We start from the raw sequence: 20278 nt of genomic DNA, 5'->3' as shown, positions 1-20278 counted from the left end.
CTCTAGTTTGCATTCTGTTGAGCTGCCATTTCTTCATCATCAGATTCTATACTTTTGATGAAATTGCGAATCTTTGCAGATTCTTTCTCACGCTTATCAAACTCAAGGCGATAGTATTCAAGGTTGCTTTCAAGCTTACTTTTCTTGAGTTTTGTATTTTCAAAATCCAAAAACCAAAAATACAATGCCACACACACTGCCACAATCAAATATATGCCCATTGTTGTAATAATCACCCATAGCACCATAAATTCAGGTTCATCAAACTTCGTAATAGAAAACGCAAGTCCAACGAAAAATCCTGCAACAACGCTAAAGCTCATATAATTATCTGGTTTCATTTCCGCCCCAAAAAGATAAACTCTTTAAAGATTCAAGCTATCAAATATAGCCAAGCACCCGCCGCCAAAAATCCGCAAATCGTTGCTTTTGTGGTAAGTTAAGCATATTTTGTTCCAACTTCATAACAACCCCTTGTGCGATATTTTGTATCTCCCCACTCACCGCACTTAGTGGCTCGGCTTTGACAAAAAGCTCACGAGCGCGCACCGCTTTTGCCACCACTTGACTTTGCTCTATAAACCCAAGATTCTGCAATGTAAGTGTAGGTATATTTTTCTTCGCTAGGGTTGAGATTCTATCAAACACTACTTGAGATTCTTTTTGACTTTTGACCATATTAAGAATCATAAACATCTCATTACGCATTTTGGCATTAAGCTTTATAGTCGCATACGCATCGGTTAATGCCGAAGGATCAGGCATTGTAACAACAATAAGCATATCACTCGCATTTAAAAAGCCCTGCGTTATCCCGCCAATCCCAGCTCCAGTATCAATAATCATATAATCAATGGAATTTAAAATATCACTCTCTTCTACAAAGCGTTCCAAAACGCCACTATTAGCATATTTGAGAATCTCCTCTCCATTATCGCCCGGAATGAGATATAAACCCTCTTCAATAGGATAGATAATCTCCTCAAAGCTCACTTCCCCACGCAATGCGTGAAGGATATTTTTTTGAGTCTTAACGCCAAAAATTAAATCAAGGTTGGCTAGTCCAATATCCGCATCAAATACGGCTACGCGTTTTTTGAGCTTCCATAAGCAATAGGCAAGGTTGGCACTTATGCTTGACTTACCCACACCGCCTTTGCCTGAAGTGATAGCGATAAACTTTGTATTGCTAAAATTGCGTTTATCCTTGCTTTGCATTAGAGATTGTAGCTCGTGGGCTTGATTTTGTATCATATTTTTTCCTATTGATATTCTATTTAGATTCTGGAGACTTAAATCCATCAAGCAAACAATCTACCAAATAATCATTACTCGCCAAAATTAAGTCATTAGGCACACCCTGCCCGATTGAAAGATATGAAATGGGTTTTTTTGTGTCATACACGAGTGAAAACATATTCCCAAAATTGCGACTTTCATCAAGTTTGCTAAAAATCAAAGTATCAATATCAAGCTCACTAAAGGCATTATAAGTATCTTTCAAGTCCTCATACTTGGCATTGAGTGCAAGCACTAGGCTAATGTCAATTTTATAATCCGTATTCAAATAAGACTTGATATTTTGCAATTTACCCCTATCGTGCTGTGAATGCCCCGCTGTGTCAATAAGGATATAATCACAATGTTTGAGTGAATCTATGGCTTTTGGTAGCTCCTCTGGCTCAACAACCGTATCAATACTTAGCTTCATCATACGCGCATACGCCATAAGCTGATCTACTGCTGCTAAACGATAAGTATCAAGCGTAATCACACCCACGCGATAGCGTTTATTAAGCATAAGCGAATATCTCGCAGCAAGTTTAGCTAGAGTGGTTGTTTTCCCCACACCTGTGGGTCCTACAAGCATCATAATTTTTTTATCATTATTGTTAAGATTCTCACTCCTACAATAAATCATCTTTCGCAACACTTCACGGAAATACCGCTTGATAGTCGTTGAACTTGAACGCATTTTTAAAGGCATAAGCTCTAAGGATAGCTGCATAATCGTATCTAAATGCTCTCTACTCATTCCGCTACTTTTAGCAATTCTATAAATTTCAGCAAATTCTTGAGGGATATTTATGCCCTCATTTTTTGGGCTTTTCTCCTCCCATAGCATATTTTGAATGATTTTTAGCCTATCATTTAAATCATCAAGCTCATTTTTTATCTCTTTAAGCTCTAGCCTTTCGTTGATGTGCTGTTCTAAACGCGTTTGCTGTAAATCCTGAATCCTTTCATTTGCCCTTTCATCAAGCTTTTGCATAATCTGGGCTTTACTCGGTTTGGGAGCGGCATTTATGGGATATGGACGCGCGGCATTTGAGCTTAGGACTGGAGATTCTGGCATTGAATCTTTGGGCATAATACTTGGAGATTCTGGCATATTGCTAGGCACATTGGCAATTTGTGAGATTTCTTTGACTGCGTTTGAAAGCTGCAAAGTTACTTCATCATAGATTCTGGGCTTGTTTGCTTCTTGGCGTTTTTTTGCCATTTTCTTTTCAGCAATCTCATCAAGCTTTTTTTGCACACTATTTTGCGGAAGCTCTAGGGCTAGGCTCGTGCTAGATTCTGCTTTAGGCTCTATTTTATCCTGCGTATCAGCCTTACCCTCTATTTCATCAACGGCGATAACAATCTCATATAAGCCCGGTTGCGTAAGAGACTTTTTGCGAATCTCCTTGTTTTCAACAAGCAAAATATCGCTCCCAAAGGTTTCTTGTGCTTTTTTGAGTGCTTGAGCTGGAGTATCGCCCATAAAGGTGTGAAGTTTCTTTGCCATAATATCCGCCTATCAAATAAAATCCTTGATTATAGCTTGTTTGAGTTTTAGAGAAGTTGAAGTGAGCTTAAGTCAGTGTAATTTAATAATAAAGATTCGTATTTCCACCATATTTTTACCATACTATTACGGATTATGAAAATACTCTCAAGATGTTAAAAGAAAAGTTTTTGTTAAGATTTATTTAAACTTTTTACTGCTATAGTTCCACGCACAAACTTTTTAGATAATAAGAATTGTTTGTAATTTTAATAAAAGGATTTACAATGAAGCCTTTAACTTCTCATTATTCCTCTCAAACAAAACCACTTTTAAAAATATCTCTCATTGTTAGTTTTGTGCTTAGTGGTGCTTTTGCCGATTCTCTTAATACCTTAGAATCTAACGCAACTCGCCCTGACAATGAGACAAGAAAAGTGAATCTTGGACGATCTGTCGTTACCGCTTCGGGCTATGAGCAGGATATGAAAACCGCTCCAGCGTCCATCTCCATAATCCCCAAAGAAGAGATCTTAACCCGCCCCATTCGCGATATAGGTGATGCGGTGCAAGATGTCCCGGGCGTGTATGTGGAGCAGGACAAAACAGGGCAAAACTCAATCTCTATGCGTGGGCTTAGCTCGACATACACGCTTATCCTTATTGATGGCAAACGCCAAAATACCACGCGTGGCTTTGTGCAAAATGGGCTTGGGAATCAAACTTCCTTTATGCCGCCACCTTCAATGATAGAAAGGATTGAAGTTATTCGTGGTCCTGCCTCCACAATTTATGGTTCTGATGCTATGGGGGGGGTTATCAATATTATCACTAAAAAGCATACAAATACATTCACAAGCGGAATCCAAATGGAAACAAAGCTTTTTGAGCCAAATAGTGAATGGGGGAATGTCTATGGCACAAATGCCTATATGAATATCCCTCTTCTCAAAGATAAGCTCTCGCTGAATCTCCGTGGCTCTGCAAGATACAATGATGCAAATGAATTTTTAAAGCCCTCGTGGGTAAGCCCAAGTCAAAATAGCAATCCTTATGCGGCACACTCCTCCACAGGCTCTCGCAATTTTAGCGGTGGCTTTAGGCTCAACTACACGCCAACAAGTAGCGATTATATCTATCTAGATTCCGAAGTCTATAATGGACGGCTTGGAACGCTCAATACCTCTAGCAGTAGCATTACTTCCATACAAGAGCTTTTTAAGGTTAATTCCGTGCTTAGCCACGATGGAAACTATGAGTGGGGGAAACTCTCTAGCTATGTGCAGCACTCTTACAACTTAATCGCCCCACACGCAAAAGTTGGCATTGGTGCAGATAAAGGGGATTATATCAATTGGGCAAACAAACGCACCGCCCAAAATGCCATATTCCAAAGCACTTATACAAATGACTTTGATTTAAATAATTATGGGGCGATTATTTTTAATGGAGGGGTGTATTATCAATTTGAGAATCTTATAGGCACAATCTCTAGCAAACATAGAAATATGCACCAAAATCAAGCTGCTATCTTTGCTGAGGGAGAATATCTCATAAATGAAACTATTAGCACTACGCTTGGCTTACGATATAATTATAGCGATCGCTTCGCCACCGTGCCAAATCCTAGATTCTATGTAAATTATAATCCCACAGATTGGCTGACATTTAAAGCAGGTGTAGCAAATGGTATGCTTATCCCTACACTTTTGCAAACCACTGATGGTGTTATTACCACAAGCACTAGCAGCGGTAGCTCTACAACAGAATCTTATGGGAATCCAAACCTAAAGCCCGAGCAAAGCTGGAACTACGAGCTTAGTGCGATTGTAGATACAGATCCAGCGATGTTTATTCTCACAGGCTATTACACAGATTTTAATAATCAAATTGAAACATTACAAGGTATAACAGGTAACACACAAATCCCCGGGACAAACCAAATCTGCCCCGGTTCTAGCACCTGCTCTACTTATCGTAATGTGGAAAAAAGTCTTGTAAGCGGAGCAGAACTAAGTGCAAAGATTAAGCCTATTGGTGGATTTTCCCTTGATGCAGGATATGGATTTACCTATACAAAAGCTCTAAGTGGCTCGGGCAAAGGAGAGCCGATAAATTCTATCCCGCGACACAGCTTTACTATTACCCCAAAATATCAATATGGCAATTTTGATATGTATGTGCGATGGAGCGGGAAATACAAAACGCCCACACCTTATGCAGGATCCAATGCACGAACAAATGTGCGAGAGATTGTAGGGCAGTATTACAAAGACTATCAGCTTGTAGATGTTGCAGCAAGCTACAAAATCGGCAAACACTATGCCCTAACTCTAGCGGTTAATAATCTCTTTGATGTGTATTTTATGGATTATGCAAGCTACACAACAAGTGGCAACAGCTCTACAACCAACGCACAAAACAAATACCAAAGAATCTTGCCAAGCCGAAACTATTGGATAAGCTTTAGGGCGGACTTTTAGATTCTATGATTTAGAATTTAAGCATCGCATTTCACACTTAACTCACAATCTTTAGATAGGATTGTGAGAATTTATATCATTACTTAAGGACTTTCACATTATGAAACTTCATCGTAAATTTTGGATGCAACTGCACTTGTATCTAAACTTATTTTTTCTCCCAGCAGCGTTGATATATGCGATAACAGGTGTGCTTTACATTTTTGAAATTCGTCAAAATTCTGGTGCAACCATTATTGATATTCCACTAGATTCTATGCCACAAAAGGGGCAAGAAGAGGAGTTTATCATAACCATTCTTAAAAATAAGAATCTCCAAATCCCCGAAGATACGCAAGTGCGTATGATGAAAGGCAATCTCTCAATGGGAAATATCAAATACAGCGTAACTTTAAGCAAAGATAAAGAGGGTAAGCCTATCCTACGCACGATAGATAGGGGACTATATGGAATCTTAATGCTTATGCACAAAAGCAGTGGGAGCAAACACGAAATAGCTGGATTCAAACTCTCATATTTTGACTTCATCGCCATTGGCTTTGGACTTTCAATGCTCCTTTTCTACCTATCAGGGCTTATTGTTACTTCATTTTGTAAGGGCAAACGCAAAATTGCTTTTAGCGTTTTGGGCATTGGCTTTATTCTCACAGCCTTAGCGGTGTATGGGAGCATTTAGGGTTTGATACTTAGATTCCAATATACCTTGTGTGTCTTTTTGAATAAGATAATATGACAAGGCGTATCAATGACACAACCTTATGGTAGCAAAAAGGCGTATTCATAGACCTTTACTTCTATCTTTTTGGCTAAGTTTTTTAGGGCGTAGTTGAGTATGCCTAGCTTTTCTTTGTAGGTTTCATCATCGGCTCTTTGGGGTGGATTCATTTTGCCCTTATCATTAAAGCCTTGAAAGTGGGCTTTAATGTCATAGAGTGCGGCGTTTGCGTTATAGTCTTTAGAATCTTTTGCTTGTCCGTGGTAGTGCTTAAAAAGCTCTTTTCCTGCTTGTAGCACTTCTTTTGCTTCATCGCCAAATTCAAGTGGCTTTGTGGGGATAAAGTCTTGCTCATCGTTAAAAAGACTTTGTTGCAAGAGTTTGGATTTTGTTTTGTCGTTTTTGCAAGTGTGAGTATTGTCATTTTGAATTTGCGTAGCAAACGAAAAATCTCTTTTAGATTTTGTGTGAGATACTTCGCTCCGCTCAGTATGACAAAGGGTAGAGTCGGTATGGCAAGGGGTAGAATCAGTATGACAAGTGGAATCTAGTTTTATTTTACCTTGTATAAATTCAAGCATAAAGTGGCTTTCAAAGGCTTCCCCAGCGTTTAAATCTTTTTCGCTAAAGGGGATAAAGTGATTTATACCCTCTTTAGCAGTAATTCTATTTTGTCCGTGAAAAAGCATAAAAATAAGGCAGTCGTTTTGAAATTCCTCGTCCTTTTCCCATTTTTTATTAGGGGCTAGAAACTGGTCTCTATCATTTATCCAAGTGGCTTTGATACAATGACGCACAGCAAAAAACACTGCACAAGGGATTAGATTAGTAAGAGTAAGAGTAAGAGCGTGGCTCTCATCGCCTACATAATGTTTAATATACACAAGCTTTTGATTTTGAAAATCCACTCGCCCAGAATTTAACATCGCTAAATCAAGAGGTGGATTTTTAATCCTATACCCTGCTATCCATTTGCCTATATTTGCGGTCGTATTTTGCATAGTATAGAATTTTTTCTTTCCTAAACCTGCTCCGCTGTCGTTAAAAATATCTAGCGTAATGCTTTTTATGATTTGAGATTGGGCTAAATTCCACACTAAAAAGCCTAACTAAAAAGCCTATGGGGAAGTTTCCTTTAACATTATCAAAAGTATAAGCAGGAGCGATAAAGCCTTTTAAAAATTTTGCTTGAAAAGTCTCTCTAAACTTTATGAAGTTACTAGAATTGACATATTTAAGCGTTGAAAAGGCAGCTAGGTGGCAGTGTGGAATCTCATTGTAGATTCTTATAAAAAATTGCGCGAAAAGCTCATTACTCGCCTTTCCCATAGAATCTTTGTAGCGTTCATAAGTGATATTGCCTAAGGCTACGCCATCTTTATTTTTGCCTGTGCCTGTGGTTTGTGCGGTTGTGCCAGCTTCCGCGTAGGGAGGATTGATGAAAATAATAAGCTTTTTGCGTTTTTCATCATTTTTTAGAATCTCTTGCAGGGATTTTGGCAGCTTAGATTCTACGCAATGAGGACATTTAGAATCTAATCCATTTTTGTTGCTTTGCTTTTTCCTATTGTCATTTTGAGTTTGCGTAGCAAACGAAAAATCTCTTTTAGATTCTGTATTTTTAGATACTAGCTCACGCCCAGTATGACAAGTGGTGGCGTGTTTCTCACAAGGCTTGTCAAAAAACTCATCGTTTAAAAAGTCAAATTGAAAAATATGCTTTGGCAGTAGGTGCAGGGCATTTTTGCTTGATAATTCTTGCATAATCTCTACATCAGCCCTATCTAAGGTAGAAGCATAGAGCCTGTGAGATTCTGTAAGGTTTGTAAGCAGATTGCCTGTCCCTGCGGCACAATCCCATATATAATACTCGCTTTGATAGTTTTCACCTAAGGCTTTTGCTAGGTAGCTTTGGGCTTTGCTAACCCAAATTTGCGGGGTGAAAAATGCTCCCTTTCTCTCCCTGATATCGCTAGGGACTAGCAAATCTCGCCTATCTATAATGTAGCTCCAATACTCTTCTTTTGGTGGGCGTTCATAGAGATTCCAAAAGGCTGTGTGGGCTTTTTGATTATCATTAAAACTTGCGGTATCTTTTTGCTGTGTCCCCATAAATGTGGTGGTTTTATTAAACTCATAATGCGTTTGTTTTAGCACGACAAAGAGTTTGTCTAGTAGGCTTTGATTTTCAGCGCTTAGTAAATCTGCTAGGTAGAAATCTGCGTCTAAAATCCCTGCGTTTTTAGCAAGATTCCAATCAATGCCAATGCTAGGGGCTACGCTTGTAAGCCATTTTTGATAAATGGTGGTGAAGTTGTTTTTGGTTATGGGGATTTTGGTGATGTTTTGGTTATTTAGCGTGAAGTTTGCTTGTATGAAAGATTGTAATTCTTTGGTATCACTTTTGAAGTTAAATTGATATTTTTTAGATTCTAAAAGCCCTTTTGCTAGGGCGTGGAGTGTTTTAAACTCTTTTGTGTCGTGGTTGCTTGGGGTTACATTCCAATTAAAGTCATTTTGGCTAAAGATAGAATCTAGCTCGTGGTAGGGGATAAAGGCGATTTTCTCGCAATCAAAAGCTCCTAAGAAAAGGGGCGGAAGATTGTTTTCATAAGTTTTTTCCTTGCCTATGGTTAGGATTAGCTGGATAAAAGATTCTATAATATCCGCCTTGTTACCCTTTTTGGCTTCTGCCCATAAGAAATTTATGGGCTGGAAAAGTGTCTTTGCGTTGTAGCTTATACAAAAATCAATCCGTCCTAGAATCTGCGTAGAATCTAGCATTTTTAGCAATGCTTTAGAATCTTTGTCTAGCTTTATAAGCTCACTCTGTGGATTTGGGCTGAAAAAATCAGCTGCCACTTTGTTTTTTAGCTCTTCTTCTGGGAGATTTATGGGATACATTTTTACTCGCTTTTATTTTGTGATTAAAGTTTGTATTGTAGCAAAATCGGTGCTTTTATGATTTTAGAGCGTGTATTATAGCAGATTCTAAACTTGCAATAATCCTACTTAAGCCTAGATGCTCTTATCGCTATATACGCTCATCTTTTCTTAACTCACAATATGCCATTTTGTCCTTGTGGCTAGAATCTAAAACAATGGCTTGTCCATCTCTTGCGGTATAGGCAGATTCATTGCTTTTAGGATACTTGGGGCGATATTATTTAGCCCACCATTTGCGATATGCTCCACTCCATTAATCATTCCAAAGCACCATACCTGCCCGATTGTGTGGTTTGTGAGCATATTGCCATTTTCATCTTTCATCTCTTCGCAATTGCCGTGATCGCTTGTGATAAATAACACATAGTTGTTTGCTTTGGCAGATTCTATAATCCTGCCAAGCTCATAATCCACCGCTTCAACAGCCCTAATCGCCGCTTCAAAATTACCCGTATGCCCCACCATATCGCCATTAGCAAAATTTACAACAATAAAGTCATAGCCTTCTTTCATCGCCCCTAGCACACATTGCCCCACTTCATTCGCACTCATCTCCGGTTGCAAGTCATAGGTCTTCACATTAGGTGAAGGCACAAGGCAACGCTCTTCATTGGGATAGGGTTCTTCCCGCCCACCATTAAAGAAAAATGTAACATGTGCGTATTTCTCTGTTTCAGCGGTGTGAAACTGCCTTAAACCATTTGTGGCAATGACTTCTGCAAGGGTATTTTGCACCTTTTGCTTGGGAAAAAGTATGGGATAGGGAAATGTCGCATCATATTCTGTCATCGTGGCGATAGATAGTGGGATAAACTCCCGCTCAAACTCGCTAAAGTGTGGATTGCCTAAAGATTCTACAATCTCTCTTGCCCTATCAGAGCGGAAATTCACAAAGATAAAAGCCTCTCCTGCCTCCATACCCTTATATCCGCCAAAACTCGCCGGGATAATAAACTCATCAAATATACCCTCATCATATTGAGTTTTGATATACTCTTGCGGAGAAAGAGAGCTAGAATTCTTACCTTGTGCTATGCTTTGATAGGCTTGTTGCACTCGCTCCCATCGCTTATCCCTATCCATCGCATAAAATCGCCCTGAAATACTTGCGATACTTACTTTTTCATTACACAGCTTTTCTATCTCGCTTAAATACCCTAACGCACTTTGTGGAAGCACATCTCGCCCATCAGTGATAAGATGAAGCTTGATAGTTTTGCCCTGAAGTGAAAAAATCTCTATCAACGCCTTAAAATGTGAGATATGCGAATGCACCCCGCCATCGCTTAATAACCCGCATAAATGCACCACGCTAGAATCTTTAATCACCCCAAGCAACGCAGGATTTTGTGCTAACTCACCGCTTGTAATGGCATTTGCAATCCTAACCAAATCTTGATACAAAATCCGCCCAGAGCCTATACACATATGCCCCACTTCCGAATTCCCCATTTGCCCCTCCGGCAGCCCCACGCTCAAACCAAATGTATCAATCATACCATAAGGCACATTTTCAAATAAATAATCATAGTTTGGCTTTTTGGCGTGATAAAAGGCATTATGCGTTGTTTTGTGGCTATAACCTATCCCATCAGTAATCACAAGAATCGCTTTCATTTATGTTCCTTTAAATATTTGATTGAAATTAACTAATTGTAGCTAAAATCAAAAATCTTTCACCAACCAAATCAAATTCCCTAGCTTTATGTGAGATTCACATAACTACCAAAGGATTCAAATATGCTCTATTGGCTTTATCAACATTTTGGGATTAATATTTTCTCCTATATTACTTTCCGTGCGGGAATGGCGTTTTTTCTCGCCTTTGGAAGTAGCGTGTTACTTATGCCCTATTTCATCAAATGGGCAAAGGCAAAAAAGGCTAATCAGCCCATATCCACTTATGTAGCCGCACACGAAGGCAAGAAAAATACCCCCACAATGGGTGGAATTGTCTTTATTGTAAGTATGCTCTTTGCCTCTTTACTCTGTGCAAATCTTTTTAATCCCTATGTGTTGCTTGGGCTATTTTGTATTGTGAGTTTTGCACTCATTGGCGCTAGAGATGACTATATGAAAATATCAGCAAAAAGTAATGCAGGAATGAGTGCAAAAATGAAATTCTTTTTGCTTTTTGTTGTAGCACTTCTTGTTACTTCTGCTCTTTTATATATCGGGCATAATACAAATCTTTATGTGCCTTTTATGAAATATCCGCTTTTTGATTTGGGTGCATTTAAAATCGCTGGAATCCCTATCCTTGCATTGGGATTTTGGATACTTGTATTTTTAGCCACAAGCAATGCGGTCAATATCACCGATGGACTTGATGGGTTGGCTACTGTGCCTAGCATTTGTGCGTTATTTTCACTCTCCATTTTTGTATATGTGGCTGGACACGCAGGATTTTCTGGCTATCTTTTATGGCCAAAAGTCGTAGATAGTGGGGAATTAGCTATTTTATCAGTAGCCCTAATTGGTGCGCTTTTTGGATTCTTGTGGTATAACTGCCACCCTGCTCAAGTTTTTATGGGCGATAGTGGAAGCCTTAGCCTTGGGGGCTTTATCGCATTTATGGCGATTATTTCAAATAATGAGATTCTACTTTTACTCATTGGCATTATTTTTGTGATTGAAGCACTTTCTGTGATTTTGCAAGTGGGAAGTTACAAATATAGAAAGAAAAGAATCTTTGCTATGGCACCTATACATCATCACTTTGAAGTGCGAGGTTGGGCGGAGAATAAGATCATCGTGCGATTTTGGATTATTGCGATTTTGGCAAATCTCGTTGCGATTTTAAGCCTCAAAATCCGCTAATAGAATCTAAAGGAATATCTATGCGTATTAGTATTTTTGGCTATGGGGTTACTACCACTCCGCTTGTAAGCTTTCTTAACAATCAAGGGTATAAACTTTGTATTTATGATGACAAGTTTGAATCTACAAGCACAGATAACTTTGGGAATGCCCTGCTCCCTTCATCTACTTTTGAGCCAGAATCTAGCGATATGGAGATTCTAAGCCCGGGTATTCCGCCCTATCATCAGCTCGTGCGTAAAGCACAAAATCTTATAAGTGAGTATGATTACTTTGACACACTTTTGCAAAAGGAGGCAAATCCGCCTTTAAGCATTTGGATAAGTGGCACAAATGGTAAAACGACCACCACGGAAATGACAACTTTGCTTTTAGAGCCATTTTTTGCACAAAGCGGAGGGAATATCGGCACACCCCTAGCCCTTTTATACCAAAACAAAGCCACAAAAATATGGGTGCTAGAGACAAGCTCATTTGCCCTGCACTACACGCACAAAGCCTATCCTAGAATCTACGCACTTTTGCCCGTGAGAGAAGATCATATCACTTGGCACAGCAGTTTTGAAAACTACATTAGCGACAAGCTTAGTCCGCTTACAATTATGGATAGTTCAACTCACACTATTATCCCCGCACAATTTGCCAATCACGAGATAGTAGCCCAATACAAAGGTAATCTTATCACTTATGAATCTAGCCTTGATCTTGCCCAAAAATGCTCTATCGCCCTGCAAGATATTGTATTTAAAGAGCCTTTTTTGCTTGATAGCGTGATTGCTTTAAGCATTGCTAAACTTGCCTGTAAGGCTGATGATATTAAGCGATTAAACACCTTTAGCATAGGTAAGCATAGGATTGAAGAGTTTTATGACAAGTATAATCGCCTATGGGTTGATGATAGCAAAGGCACAAATGTAGATGCCACCATTCAAGCGATTAAACGCTATGCCAACACGCACCTTATGCTTATCTTAGGCGGTGATGATAAGGGGGCAAATCTCACGCCTTTATTTGAATCTATGTGTGAATCTATGCAGGGGGCGGGGATTGAAATTTTTAGCATTGGGGCAAATGAAGAGCGTCTAGCCACTTTAGCAAAGCAGTATGGTATCCCCCTTACAAAATGTGAAAATCTTAACAATGCTATGGGTAAAATCCACGCCAAACGCACACTAGATTCTAAAGATGTTGTTTTGCTTTCCCCCGCTGCGGCAAGCCTAGATCAGTTTAGCTCATACAAAGAAAGGGGCGAGCTTTTTGTCTCACTTGCTTTGAGAGATTAACAAAGCTAAACTTAGAAAAACTCTCTAATAATCAACTGGATAGAGAGAGCAAAGCACAAACAAATCACCGCAGGGCGGATAATCTTTGCCCCCGATTTAAGAGCAAGTCTCGCTCCCAAACTCGCCCCTATTATCTGCCCTAAACACATCATTATGCCTAGAATCCACAGCACATTCCCACCTGCAATAAAAAGCAATGCCGAAGAGAGATTGATACTAAACACAAAAGTGCGAGAATGTGCTAAAGCCTTGCTTAGACCATACCCTGCTACACTTACAAAAATCATCAACACAAAAGAGCCTATCCCCACGCCTAGTAGCCCACCATACACACTTGCCGCCGCACAAGAGACATATAGCAATAATGGATATTTTGTCTTTGTCTTATCTTCATCGCTTATTTTTGGCGAAAATAAAAAATACATTCCCACAAAAATCATCACAAAAGGCAGAATTTTAGAGAGAAACTCAAGCGATACAAACTGCACTAAAGCCGTCCCCAAACTAGAAAACACAATGGCTATTACAATGTATATGCGACTTTGCTGAAAGTCCATTAGCCCACTTTTATAATAATGAGCTGCTCCTGTGAATGAGCCCACACAGGCTTGAAGTTTATTTGTCGCTAAGGCTTGAAGCGGATTTAATCCACTCAACAAAAGCAAGGGCATAGTTATCATTCCAGCCCCGCCAGAGAGTGAGCCTACAAGCCCACCAAAGATAGAAGCTACAAATAGCACAATATACCAAACTACTTCAATACCGCCAAACATACCACAACCTTTATTTTGCCTTGTGTAATCATAGTTTGCAAAGCTTAATGCTTTTTCACAAAGTTGTTTAATCTGCCATTAATAAATTACTAAGCTTTCTATCTCTTATTTCTGCTTATTTAAAAACCCATCAAATTCATCAATAAATGTTTGATTTTTGCTTATATCTTTATTTATAAAAAATGGTAAAGATTCTAATGTCAATATTTGATTTGTATCTGTGTCAAGCTTTTTGCCCTTTAGCACTGCTAGAAAATCCTGTTTCCAACTATCTTTAGGGGCTAAATGCTCTCCCTTTGTCTCCATAAAACATTGAATACTTAAAAACTTATCATTCCTTTCACTCAATTTTTTGCCAAAGAAAATAAAATCAGGCTCAAAGCCCATTCCATAAGTTATTTCATTTACGCGATTATCATAAATTTTAAATTCTTTAAATCCCTCATTTCTTATAATAAACCATTGAGAAAACATCTTATCAATATCATCTTTTCTGCTCTCTATAAATTCCAAAAATTCTCTTTCTAGCTCACTATCATAACAAAATGTCTTATGATATAGCCAAGTGAATTTAGAATCTTCAAAATTATCATCATTTTTAAAAATTATTCTATCACCTATATTAAATTTATGAGACTGAAACTCACTTACTTCATATTCTTGCTTAATGATTTGCTTTAAGGATTTAAAATTTTCCAAAATATACTTTGCTATTTCAAGTTTATTTTCCATATTAAATGTTTGTTTCTTTGAAAAGCATACATATACTTTTTTTAAATAATTTTCTATAAAATCCCTTTTGCTTTTAAAGTCAAGATTCTTATTAATTTCTTTAAAGCTAAGCCCTAACATATTCATTGCTTTTAAAAAATATTTAGTATCTATAATAGATTTAAGTGTTGAAGAGTTTTGTAAATCATATTCTTCTTTCACAATTTCAAATTTCTCTTCACTTTCTTTTATGGAGTTTGAAAAAAGTGGTATTTGCAGTCCTTTTATTTTCTGCTCTATTTCAGCTCTTGTCATAGAGAAAAGTTGTAAATCCCCTCTTCTAATCCTTTTATTATTGGCATAATAAATTTTGTTATTGTCAATAATAGGCTTTATCTTTTCATTGACAATTAAATCTACACGCCTTTTTTCTTCTTCAAATAGCAAGCCTTGCTTATTCATACTTTCATTAAGATTTTTAATAAATGCAACATCATTAATGGTATGATAGCTTAGTCTCTCTAGGGCGTTTAGCTCATTATCTAAGTCGTTATCATATTTTCTTATATAAATAGAATCACTATCAAACATAAATGATGGGTCTTTAAAAGGATAATATCTAGCACCTCTTTCTATGAGTTGCACTTCCTTAGTCGTAATAGCCTTACTAGCTTTATTGCTACCAAGTCTAACTATATCAAAAAGGTTTAGCACATCCCAACCCTCATTGAGTTTATCTACTGAAAAAATCACTCTTATTTCATTATTTATATCCTCCAAAGTATTCAATAATACTTGATTTTTTTCAAGCTCTTTTTCATCATTTGTATTTAATATATACAATGATTTAAAATTATTCTTTAAAAAGTTGATAATACTATTTGCATACGATAAGCCATATTCTCTTTTAAAAAATTCTAAGCTTTTATGTAAAAGATCACTCTCTTTATCAATATTTTCATAAAAGCTACTTATTTGAGAAGCTTCTAAATTTTCTAAAAAATTTATAAAAAACTTTTCATTTTGATTTGAGTTAGGTATAGATTCACTTTTATACATTATTACAGGTTTTAGTATGATATTATGCTTTTGTGCGAGTAGCTCTCTATAAAGGCTTGTTAGCATACTGCCTAAGATTCTATACTCTAAGGTTTCATTGTTATATTTTGTTAGAAATATCCGTTTAGAATAGCCGTCTTTGCAAAACTCTTTTAAAGCGTATTCATAAATTATTTTATTTGTATATTTTTCTAAAACATTAGCCTCTTGTGGTATCGTAGCACTAAATTCAAATAATAAATTTTCTTTATTGCTTTCATAAGCCTTTGTTATGATTGTCTCCCAACCCTCTTTATTTTCTTTTTCGCTTTTACTTTTAGTATCGCTATTTAAATGATGTGCTTCATCAGCTAATAACACAATCTTTTTATCCACTAAATCACTAAAGCTTAAAGAATTTTCCTTTTCTGTTTTAAATAAAGAGAATAGAGCCTGTATAGTCGTAAAATGTATATTGATACATTCATCTTTACTTTCACTTAGATTATTAATAATATTAATCTCTACATTTTCAGAATCTATATTGATACTCTCTTTAAAAAGATATTTACTTGAATATTTATCAGCAAAATTCGCCTTAGTTTTTTCCAATATAGAATTAGAATTTACAAAGAAAATAAAATCTCTATATCCCCTTTTATAGCAATCAAGTATTAAAGCCGCCATTATCAGCGTTTTCCCACTGCCCGTTGCCATATTAAACATTAAGTGATTTTGTTTTATAGAATCTACATTAGCATAATAATATTTCAGTGCTTTTTCTTGGTAGATTCTTAACTCTTTAGATAAATTTTCTTTGATATACAAAGGTATCTCTATATCTTCCAACCCTCTTTTTCCAAACTCTTCTAGTAAGGTTTCATGTAACTTTTTACTAAACATTATCATCACCATAAAATATTTTATTAAGCTCTATAACTTCGCTAGATATTGCATAATCCTTATCTTCTATATCCCCATATAACACATAGTCCATATTAGAATCTAAAATGCTTAGCAAAGCTTCTTTTTTCTTTTCTAAATCTAATTCTTTAAACTCTTTATTTTCTAAAATTTCTGGTAAATCTATACGATAATCTAAAAAAGCTTTAGATTCTAAATCTTTATACAGCTTGTCAAGCTCCTTTTCACTACTAGATTCCACATTGTGATATGCTCTTGTCTTGTCATTTTGAGCCTGTGAAACAGGCGAAAAATCTTTCTGTGGATTTGTCATATTGAGCGATAGCGAAATATCTTTATGCAAATCTCTTGTAGATTCTGCATTGTTAGATACTTCGCCTAAAGGCTCAGTATGACAAGGGGGAAACTCAGTATGACAATGGGTAGTTTCCGTATGACAAGCTAAATTTTTTATTCTCTCTTTATACGCTACATTTAAAGGCATAAGCTCTGTATAGATAAAGCTCCCACCTCCTTGCCAACCAACCGCCTTAGAAATACCCCCTTGCTCCCCTTCTATGACTTTTTTGAGTCTTTCTTTTGTGATAGATTCTATATAGTCCATTTGTTCAATCCCTATCCAGCGTCTTTTCATTTTATGTGCTACGGCGCAAGTCGTCCCGCTTCCTGCAAAAAAGTCCATTACTAAATCAGGCGTTGGCTTTTGTGTGCTTTTGCGGGAGTCTGCGTTGTCGGCTCGGTCATTTATGTTTAATAAACTCCCTTCGTCTCCACCTTGACAACCCACAAAATCATCACAAAATCCTTCCGCCACCGCCCTTGTAGATATTTCAATAATATATTTCATAAGTGCTTCTGGTTTTGGATTATTAAACACTTTTGTATCAAAAAGGGCTTTATTTTCCTTGCTTCCTACGCCACTTCCCACAAAGTCAGCAAAGCTTTTGGGCGGATTTTCCTTTTCTATTATCGCATAGTAGTTGCCATTTTCATCTTGTTTGACTTGTTTAGAATCTAGCCACTCTTTTTTTACAACAATATAGCCATTATTATTTCTACGAATAAGAATATCATTTTTAGAAGTGTTAAATTTGTCCAACGCCCAAGTCCAACACCCTTTTTTGGAGGACGGATTATTTCATAACCGCCCTCCAAAAAAGTGGAATCGCTGGTATAAACTTCATTTTCATCATTACTAATTTTTGCTAATTCTCTATCATAATCATCTTTTGCAAAAAAATCTTTTGTTTGCGGATTATAATAAATGCTAAATCCTAAATTTGGTCTTGCATTTAGTGTTCCACCTGCTCCACCTGTGGTAAGTCCCGCTCCCTCGTAGTAGAATCTACCTGTTTTTTCATCTTTAAAGGCTTTTACATTGACTTTTTGCTTGATTTTATAAAGGGGTTTAGATTCTATATTTTTAGCATAGGATATATTCTTGATTTCTTTGCATTGTATCGGCATCATTTTGTGCGTTACCTTTAAGCCATACAATACAACCGACAAAATTCTCCCGCCCGAAAATCTCGTCCATTAACACTTTTAAATAAGCCTGTTCGTTATCATCGCATTGTATAAATATCACGCCATCATCTCTTAAAAATTCCCTTGCTATTTCAAGGCGGTTTTTCATAAAGCAAAGCCACGATGAGTGGTTGAATCTATCATTATAATTAAAGCTGTCATTGCCTGTATTATAAGGCGGGTCTATGTAGATAAGCTTTACTTTATTTGCAAACTTCTTTTTTAAAGAGTGCAAAGCTAAAAGGTTATTGCCTTTGATGAGTAAATTTGGAGTGTTTTTGAGTGCGGATTTTATTTTGTCATTCTGAGGCTTTGAAAAAGCCGAAGAATCTCTTTGAGATACTTCGCTTCGCTCAGTATGACAAGGGGAATGCTCAGTATGACAAGATAAGTAATTACCACTAACTAGCTCAAAGTTTTGTAGTGCTTTTCTAGCAAATAGCACATCTATTTCATCTTTTGCCAAAATCTCATTGAAAAATATCTCATTCTTTTTATCCTCATCTTTACTTTGTCCGCCTTTTATCACGCCATCTTTAAAAGCAAAATTTAGCACGACTTCATTATTTGTTTTTAAAAAGCTTTTTGTTTTAAATCCTAGTCCTATTTTATTTGTATAACTTGTGAAGCTACCGCTTAAATTTCTAAGGTCTAAAAAGGTCAAAAAGTCATTAAGCTTAAAAATATAAGTGTTATTTCGCATAATAAAAAATCTATTCTTAAACTCATCTTTGTATGTGCTTTGCTCCAAAAGATAACAAAACAATTTTTCATCATAGCTTTGTGCTAAATTTCTAATATACTTTAAAGTTTCAAAGCGATTTTCTAAATCTTGCAATAATTCATTTTTCATAACTTCTCCTAACTGCAAAATGTAATGTGTAAAAACTTACAATGTAAGAATATGAAGTATCTCCTTTGCCTACAGACTCATATATTAGCACTGCTTTCAAGCCATCTATAGCTCGTTTGTTATTATGAAAACAAAACTAAACGAGATTCTATAAATAATATATGTTATAGTCAAGTCCAAAGCCTTTGGTATTTGATATTTTTAGTCTCCACACTCACCCAAAGTAATAGAATCTAGAGCAAGGATTCTAGCAGAATCCTTGTAGTCTCATCCCTCCAAGCTTCCCATATCAATCACATAGCGGAATCTTGCCTTCCCGCTTGTAAGATTGCTATATGCTTTGTCAATGTCCTTTACACTAATGATTTCTACTTCAGGGTAGATTCCCTGCTGCACGGAAATATCTAGCATTTCTTGCGTCTCTTTTATGCCGCCAATGAGTGAGCCATACACCTTTTTCCCAGCAGAAAAGACAAGACGCGTTACATCAATATGCGTTTTTAGCTCCACAGGGGGCAGCCCTACGATTGCCAGCTCTCCGCCAAACTTCAGCAAATCCACATAGCTATTGACATCATAAGCGGTAGGAATGGTAGAGATGATAAAGTCAAATCGCTCCTTACACTCACTCGTATTTGTGTAGAGAGCCTTTATCCCCAAATCTTTAGCTTCTTGTGCCTTAAGCGTATTTCGTGCAAAGATACTCACTTCCGCGCCAAGATACAGGGCGTATTTTACCGCCATAAGCCCAAGTCCGCCAAATCCCGCTACTGCGACTTTATCACCCTTTTTGACTTTGCTAAATTTTAAGGGGCTATAAGTGGTGATACCCGCACAAAGCAATGGGGCGACCTTGTCTAATGGGGCATTTTGCGGCACTTTAATCGCAAAGTTTTCACTCACAACGATATTATTTGAGTAGCCTCCATAAGTTGGGGCATTATCGTGGAAGCAATCAAGGCAATCATAGGTGAAAACCGCCTTGCCATTTTCGCAAAACTGCTCTTGACTTTGTTTGCAAGCACTACACTCCCCACAGGAATTCACCATACAGCCAACCCCTGCATAATCGCCGATCTTAAACTTACTCACATTTTTGCCCACAGCCACCACACGCCCAGCTATCTCGTGCCCGGGCACCATAGGATAAATTCCCTCTTTCCACTCACTTCTAGCGGAGTGTATATCGCTATGGCAGATTCCAGCATAGAGAATCTCAAGTAAAATATCATTCTCCCCCATCGCGTGTCGCGTGAAGCTAAAAGGCTTAAATGTGTCATCTTTATGTGCGACTGCATAGCCTTTTGCGGTGATTTTTTGCCCATTTTTGGCTTGGGCTAAATTGTCTTCTAAAAGCATAGTGTTTCCTTTGAATAATAAATAGCTAAGATTCTATAATATTTGTTTATAAGAAGTGCTAACAAGCAAATTCATA

At 37.3% G+C, this 20278-nt stretch carries 15 protein-coding genes and 1 pseudogene; 4 read left to right on the top strand and 12 right to left on the bottom strand.

Going from position 1 to position 20278, the window contains the following annotated elements:
- Positions 1 to 2: 2 nt before the first annotated feature.
- From EBF12_RS00905 to flhF, 3 genes are read right to left on the bottom strand one after another with little or no spacing between them, the layout of a single operon-like run.
- Complete coding sequence (locus EBF12_RS00905; RefSeq protein ID WP_121725983.1) at positions 3 to 341, bottom strand: hypothetical protein; 339 nt, start codon at positions 339 to 341, stop codon at positions 3 to 5.
- Between the two features lie 40 nt (positions 342 to 381).
- On the bottom strand, positions 382 to 1254 hold the full coding sequence (locus EBF12_RS00900; protein ID WP_121725982.1) for a MinD/ParA family protein: 873 nt from the start codon (positions 1252 to 1254) through the stop codon (positions 382 to 384).
- Between the two features lie 19 nt (positions 1255 to 1273).
- The gene (flhF, locus tag EBF12_RS00895) at positions 1274 to 2791 is read right to left on the bottom strand and encodes a flagellar biosynthesis GTPase FlhF (protein WP_121725981.1); all 1518 of its coding nucleotides are present in this window, start codon (positions 2789 to 2791) and stop codon (positions 1274 to 1276) included.
- A gap of 266 nt (positions 2792 to 3057) precedes the next feature.
- Here flhF and EBF12_RS00890 point away from each other — a divergent pair, with 266 nt between their 5' ends.
- Both EBF12_RS00890 and EBF12_RS00885 read left to right on the top strand, forming a co-directional pair.
- A complete protein-coding gene (locus tag EBF12_RS00890; protein ID WP_121725980.1) occupies positions 3058 to 5253 on the top strand; it encodes a TonB-dependent receptor domain-containing protein in 2196 nt (731 codons plus the stop codon).
- 100 nt (positions 5254 to 5353) lie between these two features.
- Positions 5354 to 5929, top strand: coding sequence for a hypothetical protein (locus EBF12_RS00885; protein WP_121725979.1), 576 nt, complete (start codon positions 5354 to 5356; stop codon positions 5927 to 5929).
- Between the two features lie 80 nt (positions 5930 to 6009).
- Here EBF12_RS00885 and EBF12_RS00880 read toward each other — a convergent pair whose 3' ends face one another.
- The 3 genes from EBF12_RS00880 to gpmI form a co-directional block, all read right to left on the bottom strand.
- Complete coding sequence (locus EBF12_RS00880; RefSeq protein WP_244196285.1) at positions 6010 to 7065, bottom strand: hypothetical protein; 1056 nt, start codon at positions 7063 to 7065, stop codon at positions 6010 to 6012.
- Positions 7010 to 8872 (bottom strand): hypothetical protein, encoded by a 1863-nt coding sequence (locus tag EBF12_RS00870; protein WP_244196284.1) that lies wholly within the window; start codon positions 8870 to 8872, stop codon positions 7010 to 7012. The genes EBF12_RS00880 and EBF12_RS00870 overlap by 56 nt, the downstream gene beginning before the upstream one ends.
- Positions 8873 to 9061: 189 nt before the next feature.
- The gene (gpmI, locus tag EBF12_RS00865; RefSeq protein ID WP_121725978.1) at positions 9062 to 10531 is read right to left on the bottom strand and encodes a 2,3-bisphosphoglycerate-independent phosphoglycerate mutase; all 1470 of its coding nucleotides are present in this window, start codon (positions 10529 to 10531) and stop codon (positions 9062 to 9064) included.
- 123 nt (positions 10532 to 10654) lie between these two features.
- Between gpmI and mraY the strand changes: the two genes are divergently transcribed.
- Both mraY and murD read left to right on the top strand, forming a co-directional pair.
- Positions 10655 to 11734, top strand: coding sequence for a phospho-N-acetylmuramoyl-pentapeptide-transferase (gene mraY, locus EBF12_RS00860; protein ID WP_121725977.1), 1080 nt, complete (start codon positions 10655 to 10657; stop codon positions 11732 to 11734).
- 20 nt (positions 11735 to 11754) lie between these two features.
- Positions 11755 to 13017: a UDP-N-acetylmuramoyl-L-alanine--D-glutamate ligase gene (murD, locus tag EBF12_RS00855; protein WP_121725976.1), complete on the top strand. Its 1263-nt coding sequence runs from the start codon at positions 11755 to 11757 to the stop codon at positions 13015 to 13017.
- An 11-nt stretch (positions 13018 to 13028) separates the two neighbouring features.
- Here the strand turns inward: murD and EBF12_RS00850 are convergent, their stop codons facing one another.
- The 6 genes and pseudogenes from EBF12_RS00850 to EBF12_RS00830 all read right to left on the bottom strand — a co-directional run bounded on the left by EBF12_RS00850 (position 13029) and on the right by EBF12_RS00830 (position 20202).
- A complete protein-coding gene (locus EBF12_RS00850) occupies positions 13029 to 13790 on the bottom strand; it encodes a TSUP family transporter (protein WP_121725975.1) in 762 nt (253 codons plus the stop codon).
- A gap of 105 nt (positions 13791 to 13895) precedes the next feature.
- On the bottom strand, positions 13896 to 16442 hold the full coding sequence (locus EBF12_RS00845; protein WP_121725974.1) for a DEAD/DEAH box helicase family protein: 2547 nt from the start codon (positions 16440 to 16442) through the stop codon (positions 13896 to 13898).
- Positions 16435 to 17562 (bottom strand): DNA methyltransferase, encoded by a 1128-nt coding sequence (locus EBF12_RS00840; RefSeq protein ID WP_244196283.1) that lies wholly within the window; start codon positions 17560 to 17562, stop codon positions 16435 to 16437. The genes EBF12_RS00845 and EBF12_RS00840 overlap by 8 nt, the downstream gene beginning before the upstream one ends.
- Positions 17493 to 17933, bottom strand: a complete 441-nt coding sequence (locus tag EBF12_RS11560) for a hypothetical protein (RefSeq protein ID WP_244196282.1) — start codon at positions 17931 to 17933, stop codon at positions 17493 to 17495. The genes EBF12_RS00840 and EBF12_RS11560 overlap by 70 nt, the downstream gene beginning before the upstream one ends.
- Positions 17890 to 18693 (bottom strand): annotated as a pseudogene (locus EBF12_RS00835) (DNA methyltransferase); the annotation flags it as partial. The gene EBF12_RS11560 and the pseudogene EBF12_RS00835, both read right to left, overlap by 44 nt.
- Positions 18694 to 19110: 417 nt before the next feature.
- Entirely contained in the window at positions 19111 to 20202 is a 1092-nt protein-coding gene (locus EBF12_RS00830) for an NAD(P)-dependent alcohol dehydrogenase (protein WP_121725973.1), read from the bottom strand.
- Between the last annotated feature and the right edge of the window lie 76 nt (positions 20203 to 20278).

Origin of the sequence: Helicobacter labetoulli (assembly GCF_003670275.1) — a bacterium.
Classification (GTDB): domain Bacteria; phylum Campylobacterota; class Campylobacteria; order Campylobacterales; family Helicobacteraceae; genus Helicobacter_C; species Helicobacter_C labetoulli.
The sequence above is the reverse complement of the archived record's forward strand: the minus strand, read 5'-3'. Positions and strand labels throughout refer to the sequence as shown.